This is a genomic window from Paenibacillus sp. FJAT-26967 (assembly GCF_001541095.1).
Lineage (GTDB): Bacteria > Bacillota > Bacilli > Paenibacillales > NBRC-103111 > Paenibacillus_F.
This window is the reverse complement of sequence record NZ_LMXH01000001.1, coordinates 21,114-40,180: the sequence shown is the minus strand read 5'-3', so window position 1 is coordinate 40,180 and position 19,067 is coordinate 21,114. Positions and strand designations below refer to the sequence as shown.

Below are 19,067 nucleotides of genomic sequence, written 5' to 3'. Positions count from 1 at the left end.
TTCGTCGTGTTGATTCTATTATAGCCCATCACGCGCTGGGAAGAAAGACAACGGGCAGCCAGATGACGAAGGTAGTGCCCTCACCCTCCCGGGTAATGACTTCGATGGACCCGCCGTGCTCGTCAATAATCCATTTGGCGATCGACAGCCCAAGGCCGGTTCCCGCCGTTTTGCCTCTGGAAACATCCGCCCTGTAGAAACGGTCGAAGATGTGCGGCACTTCCTCCTTGTCCATTCCCATACCCGTGTCGGCAATCCGCAGACCGATCTGTTCCCTGGATCGGAGCGCATCCAGACGGACACTTCCTTCGGACGTAAACTTGAACGCATTCTCGATGAAAATAAACAGCAGCTGCTGCATATAATCCTTGTTGCCGCGCACCGTCAAACCGTCCAGAACATCCAGATCGCCGACGATCCATTCCGCCTGGCGGGGCAGAAACAGAGCCCTGCGGGCGACTTCTTCGACAAGCGGCTTCAGCTCGATAGGCCGCAGTTCCATCTCGAAGCCCGCGTCTGCCCGGGCGAGCGACAGCATATCGTTGACGAGCCGGCTCATACGGTGAGCCTCACCGGCGATATCCTGCATAGCCTCGATCGACATCTCGACATGCTCCGGATTGGCTGGAGTACCCTGTCCGGATGTGAGCGACTTGCTCCACATCTTCTCCAGCAGCTCCACGTTGCCGCGGATCGTCGTAAGCGGTGTCCGGAGCTCGTGGGAAGCGTCGGAGACGAATCGCCGCTGCGCGCGGTAGGCCTCCTCAAGCTCACTGTAGACGAGCTGCAGGCGGCCGAGCATATTGTTGATCGTCACCGTCAGACGGCCGATTTCATCCTCCGGCCCGTCATAGATAATCCGCTTATCAAGATCCGCTCCCTTCTCGATCTTCTGCGTGGCGACGATCACCTGCTCAATCGGCCGGAGCGCTTTGCGTGCCAGGAACCAGCCCAGCGTTGCCGCGATGAGAACGGTAACAAGAGCAAGGATGGCAAGTGAATACTGGAGAAGGTTAAAGAAATTCTGATAATAATAGATAGGAGCCCCTACTTGAAGCACGCCCCGCGATATCAATTGGCCGTTCTCCGAAATATTGAACCCTTTGCTGACCAGGATGATCGGCACTGACCGGTTGCTTACTGTTAAATTCAAGCGTTCGACAATAAACTGATCCGTCTGTACGATCTTCTGCCTGGCGGATTCCGAGATCGGCAGCGACAGCCCGTAGCCCTTCAGTAGAGAAGAACGGTCATGGATGAGCGGTGCCTCTTCCTCATTCAGACTGGATAATTGGAAGAAATAATTTTCCGAGAACGTATCCAGATTATCCAGTTCCAGTTTGAGCTGATACCCCCCGCGAAACGTCGGAATACCTACCGTCTTTTTACGTTCATACGTCTGCTTCCATGTATCATTAAGCTGTTTCTCCAAATCGCTGTAAATATAGAACGAGAGAAAAAGATAAAGGCCAAAGCCGAACAACAGCAGGGTAACCGCCAAAATACCGGAATACCACAGTGTCAACCGGAGGCGGATAGACATTTAACTCTCTCCTCTCAGGACATACCCCGCTCCACGCACCGTCTGTATGATACGCTTGTGTCCGTACTCTTCTGTCTTTTGCCGCAGCAGGGCTATATAGACCTCTAGCACGTTGGATTCCCCGCTGTAATCGTAGCCCCAGATTTTTTCCATAATAATGTCGCGCGAAAGCACTCTCTTCGGATTCTGCATAAACAAATGAAGCAAATCAAATTCCTTGGTCGTCAATTCAATGAGCTGTTCTTCCCGGAAAACTTCACGGGTGTCGAGATCCAGCGTCACGTTATCGTAATGAAGACGGTTCGTCGGCTGCTCGGCCCGCTCTACACGACGCCTTAGGAGCACGCGTACACGGGCTAACAGTTCTTCGAGCGCAAAAGGCTTGATGAGGTAATCATCCGCTCCCAAATCCAGCCCTTTTACACGGTCCGTCACTTCATCTTTGGCTGTCAGCATCAAGATCGGCACGAGGCTTCCGCTTTCGCGGATCCGCCGGCACACTTCCCATCCATCCATCACCGGCATCATAATGTCCAGCACCACGAGCCCAGGCTCCTGCTCAAGCATTTTTTTAAGCCCTTCATTGCCGTTATTCGCCGTCACGATGGTATAGCCTTCAAAAGCAAGGCTGCGCCGAAGCATGGATGTAATTTTCTCATCATCATCAATCACCAGGATCGTTTCTCTCATTCCTCTTCATCTGCACCCTTCTCCATTAACTTTCCAGCGCCTGCAACCCGAGGCTTCTATCCCTCTATTGTACCAAATCCCTCTTGCGGATAAAATTATTCTGTGTATTCCCAGCCGCCACTTATTTTTTACCAGAAAAAGAAGCAGAGAATCAGCATGAATTCTGCCTTTTCTCTGCTCCTTCACGGATCGGCATATAAGGTTACTTCTTCTGCTGCTCGGTTTCCAGTTCATTACGGTCCCCGATAGTCAGATCCAGCTCAACGCGCTTTCCGTCTCTCATGACCCCGATTTTGGCTTTATCGCCTACTTTGAGTGTCTTGATTCTCTCGGTGACGGCCGCGGCATTCTGGACCTTCTGGTCATTAATATCCACGATGACGTCATAAGGGCGCATACCGGCTTGGAAAGCAGGGCTTTTACGCGTAACTTCGGCAATCATAGCCCCTTCGGTGTTCCCAAGCTTGAGTTCGGCGGCTAACTCTTTATCGACATCCTGTAGACTGACACCGATAAATGGTGCCGGCTCTTTGGGAATCTTCACGTTGTTCTTCAGATTGTCCAGCACTTGGGAGAAGGTGCTCTCCGGAATCGCAAAACCGATACCTTGAGCCTGCGAACTTACGGCTGTGTTGATACCGATCACTTCACCGTTCATGTTCAGCAGAGGACCGCCGGAGTTCCCCGGGTTAATCGAAGCATCTGTCTGCAGCAAGTGCTTGTAGTTGCGTGTTCCCTGCTCATCCTGGATGGAGATCGGACGCTCCTTGGCGCTGAGCACCCCGACTGTTACGGTGTGATCAAATCCATACGGGTTCCCGATCGCGACAACCCAGTCACCGACATTCAAGCTATCCGCGCTTCCGATCGGCAGGGTCGGGAAGTCTTTTTCCCCTTCGATTTTCAGTGCAGCCAGATCAAGATCGTAGCTGTTGCCCAGCAGTTTGGCCGTAAACGGCTTCTCGTATCCTTGGACAGTTACCTGAATTTCATCGGCGCCTTCCACTACGTGCTCATTCGTCAGAATGTAGCCGTCTTTCTCGAAGATAAAGCCCGTTCCGCTTCCGGTCTTCTGCATGGTTCCGGAACCCGTACCCGATTCAGGAGTAGCGGAATCCTGGTCACCGAAGAAGAAACGATAGAACGGATCATTTTGTCTGGAATTCCCCTGACTTGTTTTCTTCTTCACGAACGATTCGATTTTAACGGTAGCCGGACTCGCCTGCTGGAAAATCTGTGCGATATTAGCCGGGCGAGCCGTGTCCAAAGCAGCTTTGTTCGCGGTTCCCGCTGCTGCGGTATTCGAGCTGTTCGGCTGGGCACCCGGTAAGGACAGCGCTTGATTGTTCGTGAACAGGTTTGTTTTATCGGCCGCAAACATCAGTGATGCAACGACTACAGCACCGGCGAGGAATGCAACGAACCCGCTGCGTATGGAAGAACCGCGTTTCTTGCCCGAGCCGTCCCATCCTCCGCCGGATGATGATTTGTTCTCGCTGCGGTTGTTAAAGGAGAAGGAACGGACCGGTCTGGGCGGTGTAACCTCTACCGGAGCAGCTGATTCATCCGCATGTGAATACGTGGTCGCCACTTCGGATTCGGCCGCCTGTTCTTCGCCCTTCATCCCTGTTTTATACGGCCCATAAGAGTAGTAATAAGAAGGCTTTTCATGGTTCTCCGCATGCTCCTGATTATCTTGTGCAGCCGCTTCCTCGCGCTTTAGTTCCGAATCATAGTTGTCTTCACGGTAACCGGACTGCGGGTCAAACTCTTTTTTCTTATCATCCATGGCTCATTCCTCCATTAATTAATAGTCGTATAAAGTCTGGTAAAGGATAAATGAAGGACGGTTGCGATGATGTAATTTGTAGGGAATGTTTAACCGTCTCTGTATGTATATAATGGACTTCCATCCTTAAACAAACCTTAAAATTCTATAAAAGGAAGCTAAAAAAGCCGGTTTTAGCACCGGCTTTTTGATGAAATACCTCAAGTTGCTTGAATCACAGGCGGGCTTCTTCACTTAATTTAACCATTTCTGCTCCACTTCACGCAGGAGCCTCTCGGCTTTGCCTATCCATTCGCTCTCGATCTCGGCATCTTCGTCCAGCGGAGCCTGGAACTGATTGATCAGTGCGGATGCGGTCATCAAGTGAGCGGAATGATCCACGCCTTCATTATAGACATGCTTCAGAACATAGGGGGTCCCGATCCTCACCATCGCATCTGTTTCGTCTGTATCTCCGCCAAGCTGGCCCAGCGTTACTTCAAATGGAATCCGCAGCCATACCTTATGCGCTTCATCCAGATACCGGTCAAATGAACCATGGTCATAATCCCAGTTGCCTCCGAGTGTAAATTCGAACTGGTGTAAATAATCCCGCACATTGTCAAATGCCTCTTCGGTCTGATCGAGCGAAGAATGTAATGCTTTCATCCGAGGCAGCCTCCCAGTCTTCTAGTAAGTGTCGATCCGTTGTGTCTAGGTTGCCTCCATTTTCCTGTTTTTATAAGCACCCGCTCTTATAAACGTTACAGCCCGTCAATCCAGAAAAAAAACGGCCCCTGCGGCCGCTCTCTTCCTGATGGAATCTATTATGCATTTGTACTCGCCCACCCCTTGCGGTGCGCATAGATAGCGAGCTGAGTCCTGTCTTCCAGCTCACATTTCATCAAGAGATTGCTGACATGCGTTTTGACTGTCTTGATACTGATGTGAAGCTCCTCGGAGATGTCTTTGTTGGACTTCCCGTCCGAAATCAGAGCAAGAACCTCCCGCTCGCGGGAAGTCAGATGCTCATCGTCCGGCTGTACCGACCGCTGCCTGAGTCCCCTGGTCAAGGCTAGCGATACTTCCGGATTCATGACCGGCATTCCATCTGCCGCTCCTTTGATCGCCAGGGCAAGCTGGTCGGAAGAAATCGTCTTAAGCACGTACGAGACGGCGCCGGCCTCTATCGCCTGAACGACTTTATCTTCCTCCAGGAAGCTGGTGAGCATGATAATTTTAATAGAAGAGGAATACTGCTGCGTAATTTGACGGGTCGCCTCGATTCCGTCCATAACGGGCATTGTCAGGTCCATCAGGATAACATCCGGCAGCTTCTCTCCGTCCAGTCCCTCCAGCGTCTGCAAAGCTTCCTGGCCGTTTGCCGCCTCGGCCACAACGGTCAGCTCTTCCTCCAGCATAATATAGGTGCGCAATCCGACCCGGACCATATCGTGATCGTCCACGAGCATTACTTTTACCTGTTGTTTCACTCAGCTGCGTCCCCTTTCGCCACTTTGGTAAATTTGGGTATTCTCACCCGCACGGTCGTCCCTGTACCCGCTCCGCTGATAACTTCCGCTTCGCCACCCAGCTTCTGCGCCCTCTCCCTCATCGTAGACAGACCGTGTGACGCTGAGGAAATCGCGCTCCGTTCGAAGCCTTTGCCGTCATCAAGCAGCTGAAGTACGTACTGGCGGCCGGAGTCATGCAGCTTCAGCTCAATCCGCCTGGCGGAAGCATGCTTGACGATGTTCGCCATCCCCTCCTGGATGATCAGGAACAGCTGATGCTCAATCGTCTCCGAGATCGGCTCCTGCGTCTCCACATCCAAACTGCCCTGCAGCTCGTGGGCCCTGCAGTACTCGGGGAACCATTTCTCCAGCGCTTCCTCAAGTGTGCTGCCGTCGAGCTCGATCGGCCGCAGCTGGGAGATCAGACCGCGCATCTGCTTCTGGGCATGATGCGACATCTGGATCAGCTGCTCCATCAACTGTCCCGCTGCATCCGGGTTGTGTCCGATGACCTTCGGCAGGGAAGAAGCGGACATATGGATAGCGAAGAGCTCCTGGCTGACCGTGTCATGCAAGTCCCTCGCCAGACGTCTGCGCTCTTCCACAACCGCCGTCTCCACAGAGCTGCGCTCCATATAAGCCCGCTCCTCTCCCATTTCCTGCAGAAGATGAGTCCGTTCTTCCAGGGAACCTGCCATCTTATTGAAAGCCTCGTAGACAGGGCGGAAAGAATCCATGGGATCGACAGGAAGCCGGTCCTTCAAATTCCCCTGAGCCAGCTGGAGCATCGCCATATGCAGCACATCCACTTTGCGCTGAAAAGAGCGGGCGGCTATAAAGCCGACCGCCTGTCCGATCAGAACTGTAAGAAGTCCGAACATCAGCTTCCAGGTATCATTCACCGTTTCCCATGGAATGTACAGCTGGGCGAATCCCAGAACCCCCAGGGTAAGCAGGCTCGAGGCGAGAAAATACAGCAACAGCTGCCACTTCATGCTCCATAATTTTCTCATCAACACCGTCTCCCCTTACCCGATCTTCTTCACCACAACGTCTCCGATGAACATGGATACATTTAGTTTAATTTTCTTGATGCCTTCCTGATAATACGGAGTCTGCATGGACATCGAACGCATCATTCCGTCCTCATGGCGATCCAGCACTTTCATGTCGCCGATAAAGGAAGATGCCGTCACTTTAATTTCAATGTCCAGATCAGCCGGAACAATAATTTTAACATCTCCGATAAAAGCTGACACGGTAATTTTAGTTTCACCCGCCGGAATACTGGCCTTCGTCAAATCTATGAAGGTATCGCCGATAAAAGAGGAGATATTCATCGGAGTCAGCTCCCAGTAATCTTTACCGATGTAGAAATCCCCGATAAAGCCTGATTTGTTCTGCGTTTTCTTGTAATTGTTCACATAGTGATATTCCATGCCTCCCGGTCCTCCGGCAGGTTGATGATAAGGATCGTGAGCACTGGAGTCGGAGTGCAGCGATCCGGAAGAATGCTGCTCCCACTCTTTCATCTTGCGTTCGAAAGCTCTTTTCTTCTCGTTCCAACCCTTGCCTTCCTCTTGCCAATTATCGTCAGAGTTTGGATGACTGTAATCAGACCCGTATTTGGAACCGTAGCCTGAATCATAATCAGATCCATACCCGGAACCGTAATGGGAGCCAAAGTCCGATCCGGCATCTTTTCTTTTGCGGCTAAAAATCATTTGGATACCGGCATACACCAGCACAACAGGGATCATAAATTGAAACATCTGACCGATAGAGAACGGAGTCAAATCTAAGTTGCGCAGCAGGAAGATCGTGCCCACGCACAGCAGAATAATTCCTCCGAATTCTTCCCCCCGCTGCTTCGAATGTCTGAAGATCAGAGTCATAAGACCTGAGAAGATAAGCAGAACCGGCCAAAAAGTTGCAAATAACTGGCGAATGCTGATTGTGATCCACCCCATCATGTTCAGAAAAAACAGTATACCGACTGCAATAAGCACCAGACCACCCGTCAGCCGTCCTACCCTAGAACTATTCATCGTTTCATTCCCCGCCTTCATGTCCTTTCATTCTATCTTTAGTTTACTTCGTACCGTCATGACTGAGAAGAGACGAAGGATTGATTGTTTCCTCGGTCGCAAGACTGAGAAAAGCAGATAAACCTCCACCAAAAGAAAAGAGCCCCCGGTTTGGGAGCTCCCTTGTTTGTCATGCGGGACCATTTAATTGTCCTGAGCTTATTGATTGTTATTCAGGTTTTGCGCATCTTTTGCCTGCTGGCTGCTCGGCACTGCTACTTCAGTTGAGAATTCGGTTTGCTGTGCCGCTTTCTTATTCGGCTTGTTCTGCTTGTTTTTGCCCATGTCATTCACCTCCCGCATTTCATTAATAGGGTTTGCCGGAACGGACCAGGATATGAAGGAAATAGCTTCCTGTTGTCAGGACTTAAGCTCATTCTGATTTTTTTCTTCTATATAATAGGAACTGGATGTGGAACAGATAAAGATACAGATTAAGGATCATTATCCTAAAAAAGGTTTTAACCTAGAGAGGCGTATACTTCATTTCGCAAAAAACAAGCGCCTGCAAATTTGCAGGCGCTTGTTGTCTATATACGATTAAGCCTCAGGTGTATCGACGGGATTCTGACGGAAAATTTCTTGGACAAGCTGATTCCAGATAACTTGGGTCACTTTGCCGCTCCCTTGTTTGACCACAAAGACATTCACTTTCTTTTTGCCCCATTCTTTGTATATCTGGTCTTTTGTTTCGTAGTAGAGGTCAATTTTCTTCCCCTTAATAGCACTTCCCGTATCTGCTACAATCCCATATCCGTAACCCGGAATATAGAGAACCGTGCCAATCGGAAACACTTTGGGATCGGCGGCGATTGTGGACAAGGAATGCTCATCGCGCTTGACCTTCATACCCGACTTCGTAATGCCGTATCCGGGATGGCCCGGGTTCTTACCCGTGGACTCGATTCCGGAGTAGTAACCGGTCGCGACAACTTCAACGGCCTTGTACTGCGCTAAATCCTGGCTGCCGTCAGGCGACAGCTTGTAGCTTACTTTTTTTGCTTCACTGGAAGCAGCACGAACCTCTTTGGTCTCAGGTTCTGGTTTATCAGGCTCTGTTTTATCAGGTTCAGCCTTAGCTTCTTCAAGCGGGCGTTGTGTTAATTCCGTTACTACGGGAGCGAGTGTTTCCTGGATGGCCGCAACATCTTTTATTCCCGTCAGACTTGTTTGATCTTGGCCGCTTAAAACGATAGCGATGTTCAACATCATAACCATACTGAACCATTTGGATTGATTGCTTGAATCAGGCAACATAGATTTGATACCTCCCCCTAATATATGAGTTTGTCCAATTTCGCGAAAGTCTAAACATTGGAAAAACTTGTCAAGGTCAGGTTATCCGTCTTCTTATGAATTTATTCGGTTGATCAAATGACAAAATAAGGATGAGAGATCAGAATGTTTAATTTGCAAGTAGCGGGGTAAGTACTGGGAGAGCAAAATCATCATTATAGAACTCAATATTGAAAGGCGGATGGTCGAATGAACGTTAGAAATTGGGACGATTGGAACTTATTTATGCTTAATGGAGACTCCATTTGGCGGCTTATTGGAGCCATCCTTGTTCTGATCATTGGTCTCTGGATAGCGAATGCTGTCTCTAAAGCTGTATATAAAGGACTTCTTAAGTCAAATGTCGATGCGAAAGGAAGAAAGTTCTTCCCTCCGGACAGTTCAATCAGCCGAATTATTTCACAGGTATTAAAATATTTCCTCATACTTATTACGCTGCTGATTGTTCTTGAAATGCTGAATTTCAGCAATGTCTTGAATCCGTTCGTCGGCTTTATTGGAAGTATTACGTCTTACATACCGCATTTACTGGCTGCGGCCCTGCTGGCAGCAGTCGCGCACATTCTCGGAACTATGCTCAAAAGTATCGTATCCGGCTTCTTCGGTTCTCATACGATTAAGAGCAAGATGCCTGCACTTGTCCATTACCGTGAAGTAGCCGGCACGATCGCTTACGCCATCGTTATTCTGCTCTTCGCGCCGACGATTCTGAAGACGCTGCAGATTCCGGCTATTTCGGAACCGATCTCTTCCGTCATTAATTTGATCATCAGCTATCTGCCTCTGCTTGCAGGCGCTACGATTCTGATTATTATCGGACATCTTATCGCCAAATTCGTCGCTCGTCTGGCTTCCACGCTGACTGCTTCGGCTAACCTTCAGCGCTGGATCGGAGACAGCTTGAATGCATCGCAGTTTGTATACAGCGTTGTATACTTCCTGATCTTGTTCCCAATCGCGGTGCAAGCGCTGAACTTGCTGCAGATCGAATCGATCCGCATGCCGGCTCAGAATATCTTGAACCTGGTGATGGCTTGGATCCCGAAAATTCTTGTTGCAGCCTTCCTGCTGTACTTGGGCTACATTCTCGCGAAAATCGTCCGCAACCTGATCATTACGGTTCTGTCTCCTATGGGCCTCGACCGCAAAGTAAATGATCTTATGCCGGCTTTCCGCCGGAAAGCCGGGCCAACTAGTTCGGAGATGGGGATGCAGGGCGCAGTTTCTGCCAATGCTTCCATGCCGGCCTTCCCGCTTACCAAATGGATCGGGACCCTGATTGCCGTATTCGTCTTCGGTTTCTTCCTGGTAGAAGCCACCAATGTACTTGATCTTGGCTTTATTTCCACAACCTTTGCCGCTCTGATGGTTATGCTTCCCAAAGTGATCCTGGTTGTGATCATTGTGTGCATCGGCATTATACTTGCCGGCATCGCAGAGCGTATGATTTCTCCGAGTAATCCGCTGAAAGGCTTCGTTCAACCGGTCATTATCGTTCTGGCCGTTGTAATCGGACTAACCGAAATCGGACTGGGCTCCATCATTATTACATCCGGTTACCTGGTTGTTATGATTGCCCTTGCCGCAGCCTTCATTATCTCTGTAGGTATCGGCAGCATCCCGGCCGTCAAACGCTACTGGGATAAGAAGCAGGATAAATCGAACGACATCTCCATGTAAAAAAATTAAAAATCGGCTGGCGAATGCCCGGCCGATTTTTTTTGTGTGTGGTCGCATATTCTAAAGCCATTTAACGGGATTGCCGCCAGAGAAAGCTCTCTCACTCTTGAACCCCGTCTCAGCTTTTCTTAAGATCCTAAACCGTTAATACAATACCGATCTGCCAAGGGTCCTGCACGAAGAAACCGTCTGGCCGCTCTTCTACAACAATCCCATTTTGTTGCAGAAGGCCAATCACCCGCTTCAGTTCGCCTTCGTCAGGCAGTACCAGGGTGAACCAGCGCAGGCCGGTCCCGTTGGCAGGGGCAGGCTGGACACCGGAACCCGCCCATGTATTCAGGCCGATATGGTGATGATACCCGCCAGCCGCTATGAACAAAGCCGATGGCCCGAAGCGCAGTGTAATTTCGAAGCCGAGCAACTCACAGTAGAAACGCTCCGCTTCTTTCAAATCCCCCACATGAAAATGCACATGGCCGATTACGGTACCAGCCGGCATTCCACTCCATGCTTCATCTCCTGCCAGTGCCAGGAGACTCTCCCAGTCTACAGGATCTGTCGCCATAATGTAATGACCACTTTTATCCTTCCGCCACGTATCGCGCGGCCGGTCGGCGTAAATTTCAATTCCGTTCCCGTCCGGATCGTTCAAGTAGAGCGCTTCACTGACAAGATGATCCCCCTGTCCGACAGGGACACGGTGCTCCGCCAGATGACGGAGTGCATAACCCAATTCTTTGCGGCTGGGCAGGAGAATAGCAAAATGATACAGGCCTGCCGCGCTTCTTTCCGGTATCCGGATGGCACCGGGCACTTCCTCCAGAATAACGAGAGGACGCTTTCCGTCCGCGCTCATTTCAGCTGTGGAAGCATGCTGTCCGAGTACCTTCAGTCCGATTACATCCCGGTAAAAAGCAACCGATTCAGCTAAATCGCTGACTTTAATCTGTACGTACCCGATATGAGTTTCAGGGTGTATAACAGGCATCTTAGTTTACCGCCCTTCCTTATGGATATATTGTTATATAAAATTTATTTAGTTACTTTTAGTAAGTTAATTATAACCTCTGTATATGATCTTGTCTAGAACCGTCTATTTCCTCTCATTCCATACAAAAAAGGAGAACCCTCAGGTTCTCCTTTTTGACGATCTTTTATACGATCTTTTATACAAAAGCCTTACTCTTCCGCAGATGCCACTTTGGATTTATTGGCAATATCCTGCTGAATGAGCCCGACTACATGAGCCAGACTGTGCACACCCAGATCGCCTTCACCGCGTTTGCGGACAGACAGGGAGCCGGAGTTCATTTCATTCTCGCCCACAACGAGCATGTAAGGCATTTTCTCCAGCTGGGCTTCACGGATCTTGTAGCCAAGCTTCTCATTGCGGTTATCGGCTTCAGCCCGTATTCCGGCAAGCAGGAGCTTCTCCGTTACATCATTCGCATAAGCCTCATAAGAAGGCGATACCGGAATTACTTTCGCCTGAACCGGCATCAGCCAAGTCGGCAGAGCGCCCGCATAATTCTCAAGCAGGAAAGCCGTCATCCGCTCCATCGTCGAGATGATACCGCGGTGAATAACGACCGGACGGTGCTTCTGTCCGTCTTCGCCGATATACTCAAGCTCGAAGCGCTCCGGCAGCAGGAAGTCCAGCTGTACGGTGGACAGCGTCTCTTCCTTCTTGAGTGCGGTACGGATCTGGACATCGAGCTTCGGTCCGTAGAAGGCGGCTTCCCCTTCCGCTTCGTAGAACGGAAGATTCATCTCTTCCACAACCTCACGCAGCATACGCTGCGACATTTCCCACATCTCATCGTTCTGGAAATACTTCTCGGTATCCTTCGGATCGCGATAGGACAGACGGAACCGGTAATCGTTGATTCCGAAATCTTCATACACATGACGAATCAAGTTAATGACGCGTGCGAACTCTTCCTTGATCTGATCCGGACGGCAGAAGATATGCGCATCGTTCAGCGTCATCGCACGTACGCGGTGAAGACCTGTCAAGGCGCCGGACATTTCGTAGCGGTGCATCGTGCCCAGCTCCGCGATACGTACAGGCAGCTCGCGATAGCTGCGCATGTCGCTCTTATACACCATCATATGGTGCGGACAGTTCATCGGGCGAAGTACGAGCTCTTCGTTATCCAGCACCATTTTGGGGAACATGTCCTCCTGGTAGTGCTCCCAGTGTCCGCTTGTTTTGTAGAGCTCTACGTTAGCGAGCACCGGGGTATACACATGCTGGTAGCCCAGACGCTCTTCCAGATCGACGATATAGCGCTCCATAATGCGGCGAACTTTAGCACCGGCAGGCAGCCAGATCGGCAGACCTTGTCCAACTTCTTTGGAGAAGGTGAACATTTTGAGCTCCTTGCCCAGCTTACGATGGTCGCGCTTCTTCGCTTCTTCCAGCAGATGCAGATGCTCATCCAGCTCCGCTTTCTTAGGGAAAGCCGTGCCATAGATGCGCTGCAGCATTTTATTCTTGGAATCCCCGCGCCAGTATGCCCCCGCTACGCTGAGCAGCTTAAATGCCTTGATCTTGCCGGTAGACGGCAGGTGAGGGCCGCGGCACAGGTCAAAAAATTCGCCCTGGTCGTAGATCGTCAGAACGGAATCCTCCGGCAGGTCCCGGATCAGCTCCAGCTTCAGCGGATCTTCCATTTTCTCGAAAATGGAAAGGGCCTCCTCCCGGCTGACCACTCTGCGTGTAATAGGCAGATTCTCGGACACGATGCGGGACATTTCCTTCTCGATCTTGCCCAGATCCTCTGGAGTGAGCGGATTCTCAATGTCAATATCGTAGTAGAAACCGTCCTCAATAACAGGTCCGATTCCCAGTTTAACGGCTTTCTCTCCATAGAGGCGTTTGATCGCTTGTGCCATCAAGTGGGCGGTACTATGGCGCAGCACTTCTACGCCTTCTTCCGAATCAAGCGTAACGATCTTAAGTTCGGCATCCCCTTCGATCGGACGGTTAAGGTCAACCTGCTGGCCGTTCACAACGCCGATGACGGCATTTTTTCTTAGACCGGAGGAAATGGATTCCGCTACCTGCTCCACTGTAGTACCCGGCGCGTATTCTTTGACGGCACCGTCTGGAAAAGTCAATTTCATCATGTGTAGTCAGCCTCCTTGGGCGATAAGATTTCGAATAAATAAGTCTGCAGCTATTAGAAAAGAGCGCAAAAAAGCACACACATCCCGAAGGGACGAGTGTGCTTGGCTCGTGGTTCCACCCTAATTCGATTCGTCGCCGCTGCTTCATGGAAGCGGGACTGAATCCTCATTCAGCATCCGGTAACGGGAATGAATCGGCATGAACATACTTCCGTACAGCAGATCATGAGCGTTCGCTCAGGACTCTCAACCGTACAGGTTCCGCTCCGCGGCTCTCGAAGGGGTAAACATGCCGTAAATCTGCAGGGGCTTGCAGCCGGGTCCCCATTCTCTAGAGCAGCTTTACTGGCGGTTCGTATCTTCGGTCAGTGCCTTTGAATAACAATTATAAGACGATTAACAGCTCAGGTCAAGGGAATCACCGGGCCGGAATGGGAATTGCCGGCAAGCAGGGCGCGGCATACGCTGCAATACGAACAGATGGAAGTCCGGGACTCGAAAATTTGCTTAATCGTACGAATGACAGGCAAATCCGGCTCCGAGGTATGGATATAAATATTTGCGGGAGAAACCGAAATCAAAGTGCTCACGATCATATCTTCAAAGCTGATATCCTTCTCAAGCATTTCCAGCGTGAACGAAGATTCCAGCTTATCCGTATCAATCGGCTTCATATGTTCGTCCAGAATGATAAACTCCGCCCCACCCTTATGTATCAAATGCGCCGCTTCGGTTTTCGTTTCCTGAATATAGACGAAATATTGAAGCAGCGATATGAATTCCTGATACTGCCGGTCCATGACGTATTCATCAATCGCGTATTCAATCACTTCTCTAATCTCCTCGGTATATGCCTGGAGACGAAATGCAATAAATCCCGGTAAATTGATCAAGGGAGTTTCTTTCAGATAGGCGGCCAGCGGCTCGCTTATTTTGCTTCTCCGCAGCTGCACCCCGTCCCCCTGCTCCCACGTAAGCATATCTGCGTATGTCTCCAGATCACCTTCACTGTCAGTGGGCGCTTCCCCGTTCAAAAACTGGCTGCAATAACGTGCGATTTGCTTAATTTCAGCCTCATCTTCATAGTTAAAGCTATGTACAAGAAGCCTGCGGATCAGTTTCTCTTCTTCAACTTCCACAATTTGCTCCGCGCAGGCTTCAGCTGCAGCTTCCAGAAGGACATCCTTCTTAACATGCTGTTTGCCTGTCTGCTCGACATGTATGTGAAGCTCCGTGCTGTCCTTCAAGTGATCCAGGGCCGTGCTTATATGCAGATGCTTGCTTTGAAAAGGCGTCAGCCTGCCGTCCAGCCTATGCTGAAGCGCCGTAATATCAAAAGCAGCGGAATTGCTGAAAACAAAAGTAACGAATGACATGGGCTCACTCCTTCCTGACGATGGATTCCTTCTAAAAGTATATGGCCCGCTGATGGCGGATATACAACCAACTCTTGGACAGGTATCCGGGCCAGGCATCTTCCGCTGCGGGCAGCGGATTCTTAAGCATTCCTTAAGAAATTGTGCATGCTAGTATTAAGATTCTTTTCCTATACTGCTGTAGGCGGCACGAATATTGCTTGAATGCCTTTCTTACCCCGGACGATTGATTGAATGCCCAGGTAAAGCCGTTGCCTGGCTCTTAAGACCGTGTTACTGTCCTAATTAACGGATTACATAGACGTATGCCTGCTTAAAGGAGAACCTGGAATGAGAAATGAAACGATACTTATTGTAGATAATGAGAAAGAAATTGTAGAGCTCATCGGAATTTATTTGACGAACGAGGGCTATTTGACGGTTTCGGCCGGCGATGGACTGGAAGCTCTTGAAGTGCTGAAAACCACGGAAATTGATCTGATCCTGCTGGATATTATGATGCCGAATATGAACGGCCTGGAGGCCTGCCTGGAAATCCGCAAAGCAAAGAACATGCCCATCATTATGTTATCCGCCAAAAGCGAGGATATGGATAAAATTCTCGGATTAACCACAGGTGCGGACGATTATTTGACGAAGCCGTTCAATCCTCTTGAACTGCTGGCAAGAGTCAAATCTCAACTTCGCCGCTATAAAAGATTAAACGCTCCCATACCCGGCGAAACGCCCCCGAGCCGAATTGAGCTGGATGACCTGATCATCGACACCGCTACTCATGAGGTTTATGCGGAAGGACGGGAGGTAAAATTAACGCCGCGCGAGTTCTCCATTCTGGAAATGCTGGCCCGTAACCGCGGCATCGTCTTTAGTACCGAGCGCATCTACGAATCGGTCTGGAACAATCCTTATTTTGAATCGGACAATACCGTTATGGTTCATATCCGTAAGATCCGTGAAAAAATCGAGAGCAATCCGCGTCAGCCGAAATTTATCAAGACGGTCTGGGGAGTAGGATACAAAATTGAATCGTAATGTTCTGAACCGTATAGGGAGTCTGCTTCTCAAAGGATCGCTCCAAGCCGCTGTTCTGTTCAGGAACAGCCTGACCCGGAGCCTGCAGCTCCAGCTAATCCTGGCTTTTATCTTGTGCATGACAGCCTCTATCTTTGCCGGCCGGTACATTCACGATCTGACCAAGCCGCTGCGTGACGCAGAAACCAACTACTCGATGGATGTAAAGGATGCCAAGTACGAGGTCTACAACATCGCGTATGTCCTTGAGCTGCTGCAGAACAACCCTGCTGCACGCCCGGAGAGCGGAGCGGGGCAGGGCAAGCCGGGGACCGGGGCTAAACCTCCCGGAGATTTAATCCATCCGCTGAAGAGCGAAGAAATTGAACAGATTCTGAACGATCACGCGCTAAGGATGAAAAGTGATTTCTATATTATCGATCACGACGGAGAAGTTCTGCACCGGTCTTTGTCCAGCCCCGAGACCCGGTTTAATTTGGCTCAGCTGATTGCAGGCTCTGTAGAATCCCAGTCCCGTAATGTCAACCTGACCTTGCAGGGCCTGACGGCCATGTATCCGTTTGAACTTAACGGTACAGAAGCTTTTGTGGTTATGAAAACTCATACCGTCTATCCGGCTGGTCCCTCTGTCCCGCTTGCCAAAAAATCGGGAACCGTCTCTATTTTTGCCGCCGTCATTATATTCATTCTGCTGTTCTATTGGGTTACCCGGCGTAAAATACGCTATCTGGAAGAATTGGCGCACGGACTGGTTCAGATGTCGCGGGGCAACCTCGATTACCGGGTTAAGGAGCGGAGCCAGGATGAGCTTGGAGCGCTTGCAGGCCATATGAACACAATGGCGAACGAGCTGCAGCTATCAATCGAGGAAGAGCGCAAAGCACAGCGGCTGAAGACGGAACTCATCACCAACGTATCCCATGACCTGCGGACTCCGCTGACTATCATCATCGGCTATCTCAGGCTGCTGAAAGACCGCGAGTATCAGAATCCCCAGCAGGCCGACCACTATACCCAGCTTGCCTACGGGCGGGCGGAGAAGTTAAAGCTGCTCATTGAAGAGCTGTTTGAATTTACGCGGATGTCCAGCGAGGGAGTGCCCCTAGTCAAAACGACCGTCTGTCTGAACGATCTTCTCCATCAACTAACCGAGGAGTATGTCGGCCTGGCCGAGCAGAACAATTTAACGATCAGACTGTCCATCCCTGCGGAGAAATATTTTGTCTCCATTGATGCGGACCAGATGATCCGGGTATTCGAGAATCTGCTGACCAATGCCGTCAAATACAGCCGGAGTCCAAGCCCTATTGAAATCAGCTTCCGGGAGGAACAAACGGAAGGCCGTCCCATCCGGGTTACATTCACCAACCTCACAGATCTGCCGGATTCATCCCGGCTTGACCAGATGTTCGAGCGCTTCTACCGGATGGATACGGCGCGCTCCTCCGAGACCGGAGGGTCTGGCCTGGGCCTGTCTATCGCCCGCAGCATTGCGGAGGCTCACGGTGGCCGGATATGGGCGGAGAGCAGCGGCAGCAAGCTGTCCTTCCATGTGCGGCTGCTCCGTCCCTGAGATGATCGGGTGACGGTGCTTGTCGGCTTAGCCCCGGATACAGCAAAAAACCGGAATCGCCTGAGGCGGATTCCGGTTTTTTGGTTGTTGCTATAAGAGTCGCTGAAAGAATCTGTTAGATTGGTTAATTCTGCATAACGAAGTCTTTCTCGACCTTCTCGTTCTCATTATCGAACACGCGCAGAATATCATAACGTGTATTACGCTGCGCCGGGATTTTACCGGCTTGGCGGATCATCTCGAGGGTGGAGCCGATGTTAACTTTATGCGTCGTACCCGCTGCCGATACTACGTTCTCCTCGATCATCGTGCTGCCGAAGTCATTGCAGCCATAATGCAGCGACTGGCGGCCGATTTCAGGTCCCATGGTTACCCATGAAGACTGGAAGTTCGGAATATTGTCCAGCATAATGCGGCTGATGGCGAGCATTTTCAAATATTCTTCCGGCTTGCTCTTCTCGACGTTCAGATTCGTGTTATCCGGCTGTACCGGCCACAGAATCATCGCCAGGAAGCCTTTGGAATCATATCCGTTCTGAATGCATTTGTCCTGGGCATCCCGGATACGCTGTAAGTGAAGGGCGCGCTCTTCCATCGTTTCACCAAAGCCGTACACCATGGTAGCGGACGTGCTCATGCCGAGACGATGAGCGGTTTCCATAGCGTCCATCCAATCACGCCAGGAGCCTTTCTTCTTACTGATTTTCATACGGATGCGGTCATCCAGAATTTCAGCTCCTCCTCCCGGAAGAGAATCCAGCCCTGCATCCCGCAGATCGCGGATTACCTCTTCAAGAGAGAGGCCTTCCGATACATCTTTCATTTTCCAAATCTCGGCAGGAGAAAAAGAATGCATGGTAATATCAAAACGCTGCTTGATTTCACGCAGCAAATTCGTGTAATAGCTGAATGGCAGATCAGGGTTCGTCCCGCCCTGCATCAGAATTTCCGTACCGCCTACGTCCAGTGTCTCTTGAATTTTGCGAAAGATATCCTCATTAGTAAGCACATATCCTTCCGTGGAGCCGGGTCTTCTATAGAAAGCACAGAATCTGCAATACACGTCGCAGACGTTCGTATAGTTAATGTTTCTACCGATTACAAAGGTCGTAATAGGTTCAGGATGGTGCTTCAGCATAATTTTATTAGCGGTATGCCCCATCTTTTCAATTTCATCTGATTCAAGCAGCGTCACACATTCCTCTAGATCTATGCGTTCACCGGCTAGCGATTTGTCCAGAATGCGGTCAATCGGGTTCATCGCATTCACTCCTCTCTGTCTTTCCGTGTGCGAAAACTAGCCTGTCAGCGTATATCCGCCCGCGGCATTCATTTACTATGTGAAAAAAATTACATATAAAAACAAACTTTATCCC

At 50.3% G+C, this 19,067-nt stretch carries 16 protein-coding genes; 3 read left to right on the top strand and 13 right to left on the bottom strand.

Features of this window, described 5'->3' with window-relative positions; genetic code table 11:
- Positions 1-28: 28 nt before the first annotated feature.
- The 9 genes from AR333_RS00180 to AR333_RS00145 all read right to left on the bottom strand — a co-directional run bounded on the left by AR333_RS00180 (position 29) and on the right by AR333_RS00145 (position 8,859).
- A complete protein-coding gene (locus AR333_RS00180; RefSeq protein ID WP_068773348.1) occupies positions 29-1,543 on the bottom strand; it encodes a cell wall metabolism sensor histidine kinase WalK in 1,515 nt (504 codons plus the stop codon).
- A complete protein-coding gene (locus AR333_RS00175; RefSeq protein WP_068773347.1) occupies positions 1,544-2,233 on the bottom strand; it encodes a response regulator transcription factor in 690 nt (229 codons plus the stop codon).
- Between the two features lie 202 nt (positions 2,234-2,435).
- A complete protein-coding gene (locus tag AR333_RS00170; protein ID WP_068773346.1) occupies positions 2,436-4,022 on the bottom strand; it encodes a S1C family serine protease in 1,587 nt (528 codons plus the stop codon).
- 234 nt (positions 4,023-4,256) lie between these two features.
- Positions 4,257-4,670, bottom strand: coding sequence for a YugN family protein (locus AR333_RS00165; protein ID WP_068773345.1), 414 nt, complete (start codon positions 4,668-4,670; stop codon positions 4,257-4,259).
- A gap of 158 nt (positions 4,671-4,828) precedes the next feature.
- A complete protein-coding gene (locus AR333_RS00160; RefSeq protein ID WP_068773344.1) occupies positions 4,829-5,494 on the bottom strand; it encodes a response regulator transcription factor in 666 nt (221 codons plus the stop codon).
- Positions 5,491-6,528, bottom strand: a complete 1,038-nt coding sequence (locus AR333_RS00155) for a sensor histidine kinase (protein WP_068773343.1) — start codon at positions 6,526-6,528, stop codon at positions 5,491-5,493. The genes AR333_RS00160 and AR333_RS00155 overlap by 4 nt, the downstream gene beginning before the upstream one ends.
- A gap of 15 nt (positions 6,529-6,543) precedes the next feature.
- Complete coding sequence (liaF, locus tag AR333_RS00150; protein WP_068775066.1) at positions 6,544-7,563, bottom strand: cell wall-active antibiotics response protein LiaF; 1,020 nt, start codon at positions 7,561-7,563, stop codon at positions 6,544-6,546.
- A gap of 198 nt (positions 7,564-7,761) precedes the next feature.
- A complete protein-coding gene (locus AR333_RS25585; RefSeq protein WP_301336108.1) occupies positions 7,762-7,887 on the bottom strand; it encodes a hypothetical protein in 126 nt (41 codons plus the stop codon).
- Positions 7,888-8,142: 255 nt separating this feature from the next.
- On the bottom strand, positions 8,143-8,859 hold the full coding sequence (locus tag AR333_RS00145) for a 3D domain-containing protein (protein ID WP_068773342.1): 717 nt from the start codon (positions 8,857-8,859) through the stop codon (positions 8,143-8,145).
- Positions 8,860-9,087: 228 nt separating this feature from the next.
- Here AR333_RS00145 and AR333_RS00140 point away from each other — a divergent pair, with 228 nt between their 5' ends.
- Positions 9,088-10,578, top strand: coding sequence for a mechanosensitive ion channel (locus tag AR333_RS00140; RefSeq protein ID WP_068773341.1), 1,491 nt, complete (start codon positions 9,088-9,090; stop codon positions 10,576-10,578).
- A gap of 136 nt (positions 10,579-10,714) precedes the next feature.
- On the opposite strand, the gene AR333_RS00135 is transcribed toward AR333_RS00140, so the two are convergent.
- From AR333_RS00135 to ytxC, 3 genes are all read right to left on the bottom strand, one after another.
- On the bottom strand, positions 10,715-11,566 hold the full coding sequence (locus AR333_RS00135) for a VOC family protein (protein ID WP_068773340.1): 852 nt from the start codon (positions 11,564-11,566) through the stop codon (positions 10,715-10,717).
- Between the two features lie 191 nt (positions 11,567-11,757).
- Positions 11,758-13,710, bottom strand: coding sequence for a threonine--tRNA ligase (gene thrS / locus AR333_RS00130; RefSeq protein ID WP_068773339.1), 1,953 nt, complete (start codon positions 13,708-13,710; stop codon positions 11,758-11,760).
- A gap of 404 nt (positions 13,711-14,114) precedes the next feature.
- Positions 14,115-15,086: a putative sporulation protein YtxC gene (ytxC, locus tag AR333_RS00125; protein WP_068773338.1), complete on the bottom strand. Its 972-nt coding sequence runs from the start codon at positions 15,084-15,086 to the stop codon at positions 14,115-14,117.
- 330 nt (positions 15,087-15,416) lie between these two features.
- Here ytxC and AR333_RS00120 point away from each other — a divergent pair, with 330 nt between their 5' ends.
- The gene (locus AR333_RS00120; RefSeq protein WP_068773337.1) at positions 15,417-16,118 is read left to right on the top strand and encodes a response regulator transcription factor; all 702 of its coding nucleotides are present in this window, start codon (positions 15,417-15,419) and stop codon (positions 16,116-16,118) included.
- Positions 16,108-17,691: a cell wall metabolism sensor histidine kinase WalK gene (locus tag AR333_RS00115; RefSeq protein ID WP_068773336.1), complete on the top strand. Its 1,584-nt coding sequence runs from the start codon at positions 16,108-16,110 to the stop codon at positions 17,689-17,691. The genes AR333_RS00120 and AR333_RS00115 overlap by 11 nt, the downstream gene beginning before the upstream one ends.
- Before the next feature lie 124 nt (positions 17,692-17,815).
- On the opposite strand, the gene mqnC is transcribed toward AR333_RS00115, so the two are convergent.
- The gene (mqnC, locus tag AR333_RS00110) at positions 17,816-18,952 is read right to left on the bottom strand and encodes a cyclic dehypoxanthinyl futalosine synthase (RefSeq protein WP_068773335.1); all 1,137 of its coding nucleotides are present in this window, start codon (positions 18,950-18,952) and stop codon (positions 17,816-17,818) included.
- Positions 18,953-19,067: the final 115 nt, after the last annotated feature.